Genomic DNA, 13,729 nt, shown 5'->3' with positions numbered 1-13,729 from the left:
ACGGGAGATGACGATTACCGCGAACGGGAGCGCGCGTGCCCCTTTCTTCTTCGTTCGATGCGATCCGTAGGCTGCTCCGCCGCCGGCGCGACGAGCAGCCCCGCGCGTTGCGCCACCTCCCGCTGGTCGAGGAGCGCGCGGAGGAGCCGGGACGCACCCTCGCCTTCGTCTTCACGGGAGACGGCAATTGGGCGATGCTGGTGCGCGGCCTGGCACGCGAGCTGGCGCAGCACGGCATCTCCACCGTCGGCCTGAAGGCGCGCACCTATCTGCTCTTCGGCCGCACGCCTGCGCGCGTCACACGCGACGTTGAGGCTGTGCTGCGACACTATCTCCAAGCGTGGGATGCCGATTCGGTGATGATGATCGGCCTCTCGCGCGGCGCGGACCTGCTGCCGTTCGTCGCGCGGCGGATGGATCCTGGGCTGCGGCAACGCGTGCGCCTGCTCGCGCTCCTCTCGCCCGCGCGGCTGGGCAGCTTCCGCTTCCGCTGGGCCGATCTCTTCGGCCACCACGAGCGTCCGGGCGACGTCCCCGTCCTCCCCGAGTTGCAGGCGCTCCGCGGAATGCGGATCCTCGTCGTCAACGGCCGCGACGATCCCGCCGCGTTGGCCCCCGCGCTCCCCGCCGGCGTGGCGGAGACGGTGCTGCTCGACGCGGGCCACAACCTGGCGCGCGACCACCTCACCACCGCCGGGCTCATCCTCGAGCGGCTGGGCGACGAGGAGCCGGTCTCGCGCGCGGCGGGCGCGTAGCTCCACGCCACCTGGAACGCGAAACGGCCCGCGAGGTCGATCGCGGGCCGCTCTTCGTCACCATTCACACCGGCCGGTGCTCACCCGAAGTCCGCGAACGACAGCTGCGGCGTTCCTTCCTGCTCCTGCTCGTACGCGGCCACGACCTGCCGCGGCGTGCGTCCGCCCACCTGCGGATGCGGCGTGTTCTCCCAGCCGCGCTGGCGCAGCGCCAGCGTCACGTAGAGCTCCTCCAGGTCCGTCACCCCGCCGCGCACCGCCTCGTCGTACCAGATCAGCCACCGGCGCTGCAACTCGTTGTGGAGATGGGCGATCTCGGCGTTCATCATGGCCGGCCATCCGTGCTCGGTGCCCGGCAGGTCGCGGTCCGGGAGCATCATGCGGTCGTCCAGGTCTCCGAAGAACATCCCGCGCCACTCCCGCACCTCCGCTTCCCAGTACGCGCCCTCCGGCGCCGGGCCGCGCTCGCCGGACACGCGGCCGAACTCGTGGAGCACGGCCGCGGCCCACGGATACCCGATTCCCTCCTCAGCCTCCAGCCAACCGAAGAACACGAGCAGCGACTGGTCGATCACGCGCTCCACGTCCTTCGGCAGCGCTTCCTTTCGCGGGAACCAGTCGTACAGGTAGTTGCGCAGATCGATCTCGGTGGCCGCCTGCGCGGGAACGGCCATCCCGGCCAGGTACTCGCACCACGTGCGCGCGTTGCGCAGGTGCCGCCGCTGCGCGGCCTTCGATAGCCCGCGCTCCCGCAGCCAGCCTTCGAACCGGCCGGCCCGCTCCAGTTCGGCGCTCTGCAGCCGCTCGTACTCGTTCATGTCGGCGGCCCACACGTACGGCAGCACGGCTCCGGGGTCCGCATTCGGGCCGGTGGGGCCGATGACGTGCGCCTCCTCGAGCTCCGCCCAGGGAAGCTCGTCTTCGTCCTCCCGCTCGACGCGGATCACCATGCGGTCCAGGATCTCGCGCACAGTGGCCGGCAGTTCGGCGCCGCCGACATCGAACGCCACCGCCGCCAGCCCGCCCGTCATCAGCCGCACGTGCTCGGCGGTCACGCGAAAGCCCGGCAGGCGCAGCCCGTACAGCATGGGATACGCGGCGTCGCCGGCGATCTCCCACCCCGCCGAGGCCACCTCGCGCTGCATCGGGCGGGGAAGCCGCGACCGGCGCTCGAAGCCGACCGTCAGCGCGTAACCGCGCATCTGCCGCAGCGCCGCCATCGGCTCGTGGTCGTGCTCGTACAGGTCGTCGAGGTCCGCCTCGTTGGAGTAGAGCACCAGCCCGAATTCCATCCCGCCGCTCCCCATCACCACCGCCAGGAAGGTGCCCGCGCCCTCGGTGGTCATCACCAGCACCTCGTCCGAGCTGACGCGCTTCCATGGCGCGGTGCGGTAGAATGCCGCCGCGGCGGCATGGAACGCCGCCAGCTCCGCTGGCGAAGTCTCCGTCTCGCGCCACGAGCCGAGCGTGCGCATGAACGCCAGGGCACGGTCGTCCATCAGGTGCTCGATCGAGCTCTGGATCGCGTCGTCCAGCTCCGCCATGGGTGCGGCCACCACCGCGATCCCGCGCGGCTCCAGCTCCGGACCCAGCGCCCCCGCGAGCGGCTCGTCGCGCACGTGCAGCGTCGGGGGCAGCACGCCGACCTGGCGTCCGGCCGCCAGCACCGCCTCGGCCACCGCCCGGGCACGCCCCTGCACGTCGGTCGGCCGGTTGCCGAGCACGTCCGCGCGCAGGATGAACCCCGCCGCCCCGACCATCACCACGGCGGGAGCAGCGTCGGGCTCGTCGCGGAACCCGCCGGCCAACGGCACCACGTCCGCTTCCCACGCGTCGGCCGCGCGCGCGGCCGGATTCCACGGTGCCTCCCCGTGCGAAAGCATGCCGCCCACCACGCGCAGGGTGCGGTCGATGTCGCGATCGACGCCCATGCAGCACGCCTTGTACTTCTTTCCGCTTCCGCACGGGCACGGGTCGTTTCGCTGGGGCCTGCTCATCGAGGTGTCGTGGTGGATGGTCCGCCGGAGAAACAGGTGAACGAAGTTGGTGAGGTGGATTCCGTCTCGCAAGGGCACGGAGGCAACACTCTGCCGCCGGGCAGAAAACGACATGGCGCGGCCGGATTTCTCCAGCCGCGCCGCGGGATTGTTGCTCCGGAGCGCCGTCGGGTCACGCTTCGCCGACGCAGTACCTGTGGCAGGTGCAGGTGTTGAACCAGCATGAGTCGCACTGCGAGTCGTCGCAGGTCTGGCAGGTGTCGCAACTGATGTCGTTGCTGCCGTCGATCACCACGTCCGAGCCATCGTGGCCGCGGACGGTGCCGCGCGCGGGGTGGTCGGCGTCGGTCTCGAAGCTCTCCACCCGGAGCGCGTCCAGGCTCAGCGTCATCTTCTTCATCTCGGCTCCTCCTCGTTCCGATTCTGGTTTCGGCCCAAGCGACAGCTCATATCAGAGCCCGCCGTCACCCGTCTGCTGAGGGCAGCAGACGTCCAGCGTGCACGTCATGCACGTGGCGGGGAGCGTGTGGCAGCGATCACCGCAGGTGTCGCCGCAGGTGAACACGTCCGGGTCGCACGAGTTGTAGCCTTGTACGCTCACCTGCGTCTTCGTGATCTCCCGCACCACCGTCCAGAAGATGCCCGCCTCCGCGTGGCCGCGTACCGTCCCGGTCTTGTGCGCCCTCTCGGGCGAGGTTTCGAACGAGTCCACCCGCAGCGCGTCGCAGTCCAGCGTCAGTTTTCGCATGGGGCCTCCTCCGGTGGTCGCGTGGAACGAGAACGGCCGCGCGCTCCCATGCGGGAGCACACGGCCGGATACCACTCAGGGATGACGCGTAACGACGCGGCGGTTGCGCAGGGGCGGGATCGAGCCTCGGTGGATCATCGGATCGTCCGTTCATGGGATCGCCAGTCTTCCACCCAAGGCCACCGTGGTGTGCCAGGGAAATAAAGTTGGTAACTAGCTCCCCTGGTTTATCAACAACTTACGGCGGAGCCACGTGGCGTCAACGGACCTGAAAGTTGGTAACTGAATCGACACTCAACCTCCCGTTCTGTTCTGGCCATCCGAAATTAGTTGGTACCTCGCGGTAACCCGCGAGTCGCCGGCGTGCTTGTCTTCGCTGGACTGGGATCGCCGCACGGGCAGCAGGAGTCCTCTTCTTCGTCCTCGCGAGACACCACGGCACGGACTCATCAGAGGTCCGCGCTATCACCATTCTGGGTGAGTTGCGGATAGTGCTCCCTAACATATCGACGATTCGCAACCTCCGGCACGTCGAAACGGATCTCACGAACCTCGTGGACCGTGTAGTTGATTACGACGGCAGCGTCCAGATCAAACAAGGCGATATTGTGACCGTCCCCCAACGAGCTTCGATAGGCAACACCATCCAGTCCTTGGCCTCGGAACATCTCGGCAATCACCTGGGTCGGGACATACTCGGCGAGTTGGTCGTCCCGATCGACGGGCTGGGCGAACGCGCGGTCTATGTCCCTCCACACCGCAATCTCACGCTCTGCGGGTGATGGCTCCTTGAGATAGATCATGTTCCGCTTGTCGTCCGATGTACAGTTTACCACGGTGATGTCGCGAACGATCTTCATCTGCGCAACCGAAACGTAGGCTCCGATCCACGGCCGAACCTCGGCGGCCGCGGTCTCGGCATGCGTAGCGGTGTAGAGGCAGGGGATGCCTCGCGGATTGACTCTACCTTCCGAAGCGCGGTCGCTGAGGGGCTTCATGCGCGCCGGCGGAAATGGGCGTGGGCCGGGGTCTTCGGCTTCCTCCTCGGCGTCGGCAGGCCACTCGCAGCCGAGCTGCGCGCGAAAGACCAGACTGCCTGCAGGCAGAACTTCCCGCCGCCGTTCGCTGGTGGCAAGCACGGCTTCGAGGAAGGCCGTCTGCTCAGCATTCCGCGTGAACCTCCACTCCCGCCGCACGGCATGGGCAAACTTCCAATAACTCCAAACGGAAGAAAATTCCGCCATCTCGATTTCCTCGGCCAGCCGGTGCAAGCGATGGTGTCGCACTGAATGCGATACCGGGAGGAGGGTGACAACCCAGCGGCCTCGGCCAGTCTCATCCGCTGAGCCCGCTCACGCGGCATCAAGCCGCCCTTTCGCTGCCTCGGCTTGGCCCGCGAGCAGCTCCTTTATCGCGACGAGCTGCGCGTCGTAGTCGAGGTCTGGTAGAAGCAAGACTGCGTAATCCTCGGTTCGAGATCGGGAATCCCCGCATCGCTCGCGATCAAGCCAGCGAGGCCGTTGGTGTCCATGGCTCTTGTTCTCTCTAGCAACCTGTGCGGTCGCTTATCCCGAAGGGGCGGTGCCGAACAGGCCGTTCACGAGATCGGCAACATGATGAAACGTGTTGAACGCGATACCCGGCGTGAAGATGTGCTGGCACCGCGGATGCGAGCTCTCGTTTCGTAAGTACCGCAGCCCGTGCCAGTACTCCTGATCACGCGTGGAAATGGCACCCGCGCTCACCAGCCAGTCGATCTGGTCGTTGAAGGTCGAGATCCGTTTCGGACAGCCTAGATCTTCTGCCTTGAGCTTGGCGGCGGCCTCAGCCACCCGGACGCACTGGTCTGCCGCTATAGTGAGGAGCGGGTAAAAGTAGTACCCGTAAGCCAGCGCGCCTCTGGCTACTTCGAAAAGATCGTGGACATCTTCCGGCACCATCGACGTCAGCTGTGGTTGGAGCGCAGGCTGGACATAGTCCTCTGGGGCTAATGGACGAACGGAGCCGTCCCTTCGGTCCACCACCGCTAAAAGCGTGGAGACGGGATCCGGCTCAAGCCAATTCTCCGCCGTGAGACGCTTCGTCTTGTGTCCTGCCATCGTCCTCTCGCGGGTAGCGGCGCCCCCCGTCAAGTCGTGGAGCGCGCGCCGAGCACATTTGTTCTACTGACGTGGCGCCACCGGTGCGGGGCAGCGCCGTTCCTTCAGTCCGTCAGTAGAGAGGAAACCTGTACCCCGACTTCCCACCGCCCGAGAGCGCGAGCGCGGATAGGGCACGTAGCTCTACGGAGTAGTCGTGCGCCCGCGCCAAGCGGCGCACAGCGGCGAAGTTTCCGTCGTGGGTCGACAGCACGCCACGGGACTCGAGGAGGAGTATGCCCACGCCGACCTGTGCGTGGTGCATTTCCAGCCTTCGGTAAATCCTCTCGGCTTTCCGGAGCATCGCTTCACCCCTGGGAATCCCGTATGCCTGGCCGGCGACGACATAGTAGTTCGCCCGGTCCCTGGGGGGCAGCTCGTTCACCCGGGCACGTCCGAGCTCCGCGCGGGCGTCGGCCGGCCGACCTTCCTGAAGAAGGAATAGCGTCCGATCGAGGAGGACCGCATGGAACCCGAGTGTCGCTCTAAGATGCACGAAGCCGGACTCCGCCTCGGTAAGTTCCCGAATAGGTGACTTACCCGTCGCGGCCTTGACCTGCGCGATGCCTTCCTTGACCCAGGAGCAACCCGCGAGATCGCCAGGCGGGAACCGGTCCAGCGCCTCTTCGTAAAGGCTCGCAGCCTCTCCGAACTCTGCGCGTATGCGGTGCAGTTCCGCGCGTCCCCACAATGCCCCGCCGGTGAGCGTCCGATGCCCCATGGCTTCGGCAGACCGGTGCACCGATTCATGGTGGCGCATCGCACGGTCCAGGTTTCCCCAGTACTTCTGCACCTCGGCGATTCCCCATTCCGCGTAGAGCGCTCCGGCCAAGTGCCTGCTCCGCTTGAAGCAGGCGATCGCCGCCTGGTACGAATCGTAGGCTTCCGGGAACCGGCTCCTCATGCGGTCGATGCCGGCGATGCCGGAGAGCGCATACCCTCGCTTGGTGAACTCGCCATCAGGGGGAAGACACGCCAGTGCCCGTTCGAACGCGGCACGGGCGGAGCGGTAATTCGCGATATTCCGGTAGCTTTCGCCGGAACCTAGCCACGTACCCCCGACCAAGACGGCGGCGCTCCGGCTGTGGTCGGCGCGAGCTTTTCGTCGCGCCTCAGCGCGGAGCCGAAGGTCCTCGGCGAACGCTCGCTGCAGGTACTTGCACTGTGCGAGGTCGTCGAGGGTGGTCGCGCGGTCGAACCCCGAAACCGAACGAAGGATCTCCAGGAAGCACGCTTCGGCCTCGGCGAGCAGTCCGTTGTGCTGCAGAAGCTTCGCGACGTAGCGCAGCCGTTGATAGCGCGAGAGAGAAAACGAGGCGATCGCCCGTACCATTTTGCGCTTCCAGTCTACCGTAACTCCGTGTGTTCCGCGTCCAGTAGGGACCCGCGGATAGAAGGGGATGCGTCCCACGACGGCGCGCGTTCTGCCGGTCGCGAGCAGTCCCTCCGGCACCCGGGCGACCATCGTGGTGCTCGGGTACGCGGAAGCGGTGGCTCGTGCGAGGGCTGTCGAGGAACGGAGGCGCATTCGGGTTGCCTCGTGGTGGATCCAGAGGACCCGGGCGTGCGGCAGGTCGGAGCGAAGACACGGCGTGATGTCGAAGTCGTCCATCCCGCTGTACCCCATGATCACAACGTCGTGATCGCGTAGTACCTTTCGCAGCAGGTTCTTCTTGGGGCCCGGAAGCCCGTTGCTCATTGAGGCAAGCGTCGCCTGGATGGAGCCCCACGCGCGCCTCCCCCGGGTGTCGCGCAGCGACCCGTGGATCTTGAAGAGCAAGCCGGTTCGCGGAGGCCAAGTCCGCAGTAGCGATGCGCATCCATGCGCGGTGGATGCGACCACTGGAAGGCCATGCGGGCCATAGAGCGCCTCGTACGCCGCTTCGATCAGCATGTCGAAGTTCACAGTCACTACTGTGTGACCGGCGTTCAGCGCCGCGGCGAGCTCGAAATGGTACTGGTTGGGGGAGCCCCCCAGCAGGCATTCCGTAATTCCCACGACGGCATCTCCGAGGCCGTCCCTGGCGATCTCCAGCAAAACCTCTAGGCGGCAACCCAGCGCACCCGCCCACAGCTTTGTCATCAGCGGAGCCACGGCCGCCGCGAGGAACGAATCTCCGGCGACGACGGCATCAAGGATCGCTGCCGAGAACTCGGCCCCAGTTGGAAGGGAGGCGGGAGCATCCCGCGAGATGCCAGCGCCCACGAGGAATGTCTTTGGACGGGAAGGGTCGCCGAACAAAGTCGCGATCAACCCGGCCTCCTCCCACCGTGAAAGAAGCGCCGTTTCTCAAACCGCCGGCGCAGGGCGACCCAGGATGCCGTCGGATCAAAGCTCGTGGACAGGCGCAACCGCATTTCGCCGATCAGGCTCCGAGCTGTTCGGTACTGAAGCAGCGCCTCCGAGAACTCCTCACTCTCTCGGTGCACGTCACCGAGTGTCTTGAGCGCGAGCGCATAGCCGCGAGTTTCACCTGCCTGCTTGAAGTCTGCGATCGCGGAGCGGATCGTCGCGTGAGAGGAGATCAGGTCCCCTCTCGCGAGCTGGATCTCCGCGAGCGTCTTCTTCGCGTATGCCACCCCTGTGGGGTAGCCTTTCGACTCGAATCCTTGGATCGCTCGTGCCGCCATCCCCTCTGCGGTGGTGAGGTCGTGGCGTTCTTTGGCGACTTCCGATTGGCCTCGGTGCGCCCAGGCAACCCCCACCGGATCCCCCATCAGGACACTCTGAATTTCAGCACGCCAGAACATCTGCGCCGCCCGGGCAAATTCTCCCTCCATTCGGTAAATCTGCGCGATTCCTGAATAGGCCCATGCGACCCCGCGCTCGTCGCCGAGTTTGCAGAACTCGTCCATCAAGTCAAAATGGGCAGCGAGCGCCCGGCGGCGATTCCCGACGATGCGATCGACCTCGGCAATCTCCGCGGCCGACCACAACGCGCACCGCCTCTCGCCCGAGGAACGCGCGATGTCGAACGCCTGCCGCAGCCAGTACGTGCTTTCAGGGTAGCGGCCGACTACCCGGAGGGTGCTGCCGAGTCCCCAGAGGCACCAGCACATTCGGCTGCGCTGTCCGAGACGGCGCCACAGGGAGAAGGAGGTCCCGAACAGACGAAGCGCCCGCGGAATATCGCCGATCCGACGATACCCCTCCGCGATGTGGGCGAGAGCCTCGGCAAAATGGGGAAGCGGCGGCCCCGCCCCACCCCCCACTTCGGAACCGAGTGTTCCGAGCGTCTCTCGGTACCTCGATGCGCTCGAGTCTACCGCGAACTGCTCCAGCGAGCTCACATCCCGCTCCCGCGAGGAGTGTCCCGAAAAAGCTCCACGCTTGAGGAATGGGCCCGGCAGGAGGGGCGCGTCAAGGTCCAGGATCCACGTTGCTCCACCGACGAAAAAGACCGGCTGTTTGATGCCTCCCCGTTGGACAATCGCGACATCACCGAGCAGGAGTAATCGCCGAGCCATGTGGTCTGGTCGAGCGCGGCCAGTCGGCGCAGATTGCATCGCCTAGACGGTTGCATCAAGAGCATCGCGGCAGCTCCCGACAGGCGTGGGCCTGAGCGCTGCCCAAGAGGAAGTGCTGCGCTACCTGGTGCGCCAGACTGGCGAGGTCCCGGCGGATTGGCCGGGTGCTTCGTGCTGTGTTAAGCCGCGACTTGGTGGAAGAGTCAATGGGGGTGGGTGAGTCCAACCGAGTCCGCTCCGCCGTACCTCCTGAGTCATACCCGGAAGGAACGGGAGCGAAGCATACGTCGCGCGGGCCACTCGGCGAGGGGAGCGCGCGTGGAGCGATCCTCCGCGCAGTGGAGCAGCTCGAAGAGGCTCTGCCGCGTGATGCTGAGCTGATGATGCCGCTCACCCAGCGTATGCGGACGACGTGGTCGCCGGGTTGAGAAGGTTGGTGCGCGAGATGGAGTGTATATTCCGGCTCGGAACTTCTTTACGAAGCCACTGGGAGATTCTGCCCACGACAGTTCACACTGGAACCAAAGCGAACCGATGGTTACCCTGCGGAATTTGACGAATGACGGCTTCGATCTCGCTGCTGGCGCTCAGGAGCGTCATCTCAAGAGCGTCGCCCTGCTCACCCTCGAGAGCGCGGTAAAGGCTTATTTTTCGACCTACAAAACAATGCGGCTTTCGCTTCATCTCTTCGATAACACCAAGCTGGAACGTCCAACGATTGAGTTCAATCATAACCATGATTATGCCGCCGCCAGCACGGAGTGTCTCCTCCACTTCCAACACTTCGCCGAGCTGACCTGCAAGGATCTTCTGGTGGAAGAGATCGCGGCCGGACAGCTCTCACGCCCGGCTAAGAACGTCCATAGGCTCAACTTTGGCAACGTGCTCGACCTGCTGGTTGCGCACTCGCCGGCACGCGTAGCGCAGCAGATCGCCTCGCGACACGAGCACACGCTGCGGGAGCTGGCCCGGCTCCGCAATCACCTGATCCACGAGGGCACGTTCGTTCTGCTTTACCCGGCCCTGGATCAGCTCGTGGGCGAGTACATCCTTCCCTTCGTCTCTGCCGTCGTCGCATTGCCCCAGTACAGTACGATGGGTGGATTCTGGCGCCATGCCCCACTCGCCTCCGGCATCGACCCTCTCTCTGAAGTGGAGATGCACTTCGCAGCAGGTCGGTATGACCTCAGGCAAATAGCCTACTTGAAGGAGCTCGGTCGAGCGGCCTACGCCAGCCCGATGCGGGCACACCCGATCGCCAAAGCGTTCAATGAGCGCTATCGACTGCGGTACGAGAATGTCGCTCGTTCAGTTCTGGAGCGGGAGCATGATGTCCGCGAAGCGAGGAAGTGCCCCGTGTGCGGTGTTAACGCACTCGTGCTGTTCGTCGAGCGCGATCATGACGAGGAAACCGGGGACGCATGGTGGTACATCTATGAGGTGCAGTGCTTCTGCTGCTCCTTTCAAGTCAACGATGCGTTGGGCAACGCATCGGCCCACGGAGTCTCAATCGAGGATTACTTCTCCGGCGGAAATCTTTGACCCAGGACTCTGCCAGATGCAAACGGCCGCACCCAGGACGACGTGCGTACCAGGGCACTCAGTCTCGACGCCTACCCATTAGCCTTTAGACCGAAACTCCACCTCGTAGGCTCCCTCGATGGTCTGCCCTGGGGACCAACTATAAGCCCCACGGAGGTATGTGCGGCCATGCCATTCCTTGTCACGGTCGCGTCGCACCGAGGGATCCATCGCGGAGTTCGACCCACCGCTGCTGGAGTAGCGCCCTTGGCCATTCCACTGCAGCGGCATCTCGCGCATGAGGAAAGCACTCGGTAGATCAAGCGTCACCGACTCTTCCACGGAGCTGTCGAAGTCCGTCCCCCTGCTGGAGTGGGGAGTGAGCGAACTGGTGGACTTGCCGATCGAGGCTCCTCCGGAAGCGCTCGTCGCCCGCTTGCGTGCTGCGCACGCGCGCCCCTTCAAACGCCGGCTCGAGGAGCTCTCCAGGTATGCTTCCGGCAACGCGATGACGCCTCATCCGGGCGGCCGCGGAGTGACCGCAGACGGTGGCCTGAGTACCGATGTGGCAGCGGTTTTCGGGGTGAGGGAACGCACGCTCGCGGGCTGGTGCACGCGCGAGGCATTGCCGCCGCCACGGCGACTGCTCGCGTGGACGCGCGTGCTCCTCGCAGTGGGGCTGCTGGAGGAGCCGGCCCGCACGTGGCGCAACGTTGGCCACGCGACGGGTTACGTCGACGAAGGCGGTCTGCGGCGGGCAATCAAGCGCCTCGTGGGCGAGGTGAACGCATTATCCGACCGACGTCCGCACGCCTTCGCGAATGCGCTTGCCGCATTCGCGAGGGAGTTGCGTGCGCGCCGCGAACGGACAGACTCACCAGGTGAACGCCACCGGGGCGCTCCAGCACTGGGGTGCCCCGCGCGTCTTCGCATTGTGGCGACTATCTACGCCCAATGTAGAAGTAGTAAGGGTAGATCCGGGCCGTATAGTTAGCCGGTCCGGCGTATGGCAGTACATCGGGATCGTTCACGCGTGCTGCGACGCTGTACGCACCCACTGGTAGCCACAGTGTGGTCGTTTGTCCTACGCCGATAACGGCCGAATCCGAGCGCGGACCTGAGAAGTAGACGGTAAGCGTCCTTCCCGTACCATTTTCGATAGAGACGGCCGCTTGACCTCGCCGACCACTGGGACCCTTTGATTCTGGAATTGCGAGTGGCTCATGATCACTACCTTCAATGTCTCTGACTTGCCTTGCAATATTGACGTCGGCGAGACCTCGCCGAGCTTCTCGGGCCCATCGCGTAGCTGGATGCTTTTCGATGGTCCTCTGGTATTGGGTGGCCGCTGCGTCGAGCGATCCACTGCTGTGTAGATACGCTCCCTGCCGGTACATATACTCGGGATGCAACGCGGCCGCAGCGCGGCGTGGTGCAGAGTCATCCAGATTGAGGAGGAGGTCGAGTTGTTCAAGAGCGGTGGACCACTGCCCACCGGCAGCGGCATCCCGCGCCTGCTTGAGCAACTGCTGCTCTAGGTCTGCTGCGAAGGCGTCCCGTGTCACCTCCGTCGACATGAAGGTGCGAGCAAAGCGTTGGGAAAGGTTGAAGAGCCTCCCGGGGCGTACGCTCGTGGCGTAGAGATCGAGAACTTTCTTCAAGAACGCGGAAATAAAATCCCCGAACTCTACGTCGGCCAGCGCAGACGAGAATACCTTTCCTGCCGCTTCAACGATCACCTTCTTCGCGGCAGCCTCGTTCTGATCAGCCATTGCGTCGAGTTGCTGTGCCTCGGCTTCAATGGTCGAGGCCGCTTCGCGCCGCGCCTTCCATTCGGCGGCGGAGTTGACAGGTTCGAGTCGCGGTTCGGGGGTGACTGCCCCCGACGCAACTTCGTTGTGCTCGTCACTGAGACCCGAAGTAGGGCCGGGTCCGGCAATCTCACGGTCCGCGGGTTTTTCCCGGGGAACCGTTACAGGCCTAGAAGGCTGTACGTGCGGCTCAGCGCCTGATGTCGAACCGCTGCGCGTATCACTGGGAACAACACCGCCACGTCCGTCTTGAGGTCGGGGGGACTCAGGACCCCTGATGGGACCCGTGGGTTCATTCCTTGGGCCTGGATCGTACGAACCCCGTAGGCGGGCAAACGTACGCGACGTGACGCGCTCAGCAATCCGTTCGGCAGGTGGCTTTTCAGTGGGTACCCACACACGGATCGTGTCGCTCGACCACCCCGCGACGGCCGCCTTGAACGCTGCGTAGAGAGCTGCGGCATCGAGAGGCCGTACGGCGGTAGGAACCTGGCTATCTACTGCAGCACTTGCTTGGACGCGTTGGTTGGCGTGCGCACGCTCTTTGAACGCCGCCCGATATGATTGCCTGGCGATCTCGTCGAGCCTCGCTGCTTCAGCCGTGCCCACGCTACCCGCAATGAACGTGAAGGTGGTGACGGTGACTACCACCAGCCACAAGCGGCCGACGTGGCCCTTCAGCGTGAGCACGCGTTTTAGTGCCTCAGTCCGCGGCCAGAAGTTGTGAACTACCGCGGCCACAGCGAGCACGAGCAGGAATATCGATAGTGATTTCGCGATTTTCAGATACGTCCAGGCGTCGAGAAAGAAAGCCTGTTCCGTGGCGAGCCAGCGCGGGCCCTGCGGGTCGCTGTCAGCGGCGTAGTTAAGTCGAACGAGCGTCCAGACGACCAGCCCCAGCCCGATCGTCGCGGGCCCGAGGATTGCCGCTGCAGCCTTCGGTACCAGTCGTTTGCTTCTTCTCAGCACTGCCCACGCCAGGAGTGAACCCCAGTAGAGGAACGCCACCAGGACCGAAAAGGAAAACCACGCCGCCACAGCGGTGGCAATCGCCGCGGCGATCATCCCCCTCCTGGCGAAGCGGAGCATGCGTGTACGCGGAAGCTCCAACAGGAATGTGTGCTCGCAGAACCGGCACTTCGCCATTCGGCCGAGGTCACTTTCCTCGATGCGGAGCTCGCGTTTGCATTGGGGGCAGGTGATCTGGATCATTTTAGGGGTGAATCTAAGGTGGAGCAGAAACGGAGCGACCACTGAGAGGTGCGCGGCCACCCTCGAAGGGGGCGACTGC

10 protein-coding genes are annotated in these 13,729 nt (G+C 64.8%); 2 read left to right on the top strand and 8 right to left on the bottom strand.

Annotation, left to right across the window (positions count from 1 at the left end; genetic code table 11):
• Positions 1–35 precede the first annotated feature (35 nt).
• Positions 36–755, top strand: a complete 720-nt coding sequence (locus VF092_18170; protein HEX6749229.1) for an AcvB/VirJ family lysyl-phosphatidylglycerol hydrolase — start codon at positions 36–38, stop codon at positions 753–755.
• 80 nt (positions 756–835) lie between these two features.
• Here VF092_18170 and VF092_18165 read toward each other — a convergent pair whose 3' ends face one another.
• From VF092_18165 to VF092_18135, 7 genes are all read right to left on the bottom strand, one after another.
• On the bottom strand, positions 836–2,752 hold the full coding sequence (locus tag VF092_18165; GenBank protein HEX6749228.1) for an SEC-C domain-containing protein: 1,917 nt from the start codon (positions 2,750–2,752) through the stop codon (positions 836–838).
• A 172-nt stretch (positions 2,753–2,924) separates the two neighbouring features.
• Positions 2,925–3,152: a pinensin family lanthipeptide gene (locus VF092_18160; GenBank protein ID HEX6749227.1), complete on the bottom strand. Its 228-nt coding sequence runs from the start codon at positions 3,150–3,152 to the stop codon at positions 2,925–2,927.
• 51 nt (positions 3,153–3,203) lie between these two features.
• Positions 3,204–3,500 carry a hypothetical protein gene (locus VF092_18155; protein ID HEX6749226.1) on the bottom strand — a complete coding sequence of 99 codons (297 nt, stop codon included), beginning with the start codon at positions 3,498–3,500 and terminating at the stop codon, positions 3,204–3,206.
• 449 nt (positions 3,501–3,949) lie between these two features.
• Positions 3,950–4,771: an RES family NAD+ phosphorylase gene (locus VF092_18150; protein ID HEX6749225.1), complete on the bottom strand. Its 822-nt coding sequence runs from the start codon at positions 4,769–4,771 to the stop codon at positions 3,950–3,952.
• A 294-nt stretch (positions 4,772–5,065) separates the two neighbouring features.
• Entirely contained in the window at positions 5,066–5,599 is a 534-nt protein-coding gene (locus tag VF092_18145) for a DUF4145 domain-containing protein (protein ID HEX6749224.1), read from the bottom strand.
• 112 nt (positions 5,600–5,711) lie between these two features.
• Complete coding sequence (locus VF092_18140; protein HEX6749223.1) at positions 5,712–7,892, bottom strand: SIR2 family protein; 2,181 nt, start codon at positions 7,890–7,892, stop codon at positions 5,712–5,714.
• Positions 7,889–8,929 carry a tetratricopeptide repeat protein gene (locus VF092_18135; protein ID HEX6749222.1) on the bottom strand — a complete coding sequence of 347 codons (1,041 nt, stop codon included), beginning with the start codon at positions 8,927–8,929 and terminating at the stop codon, positions 7,889–7,891. Before VF092_18135 ends, VF092_18140 begins: the two co-directional genes overlap by 4 nt.
• Before the next feature lie 711 nt (positions 8,930–9,640).
• Here VF092_18135 and VF092_18130 point away from each other — a divergent pair.
• Complete coding sequence (locus tag VF092_18130) at positions 9,641–10,648, top strand: hypothetical protein (protein HEX6749221.1); 1,008 nt, start codon at positions 9,641–9,643, stop codon at positions 10,646–10,648.
• Positions 10,649–11,568: 920 nt separating this feature from the next.
• Here the strand turns inward: VF092_18130 and VF092_18125 are convergent.
• Entirely contained in the window at positions 11,569–13,650 is a 2,082-nt protein-coding gene (locus VF092_18125; protein ID HEX6749220.1) for a hypothetical protein, read from the bottom strand.
• Positions 13,651–13,729: the final 79 nt, after the last annotated feature.

This window comes from Longimicrobium sp. (genome assembly GCA_036377595.1).
Classification (GTDB): Bacteria; Gemmatimonadota; Gemmatimonadetes; order Longimicrobiales; family Longimicrobiaceae; genus Longimicrobium.
This window is presented reverse-complemented; position numbering and strand designations above follow the sequence as displayed.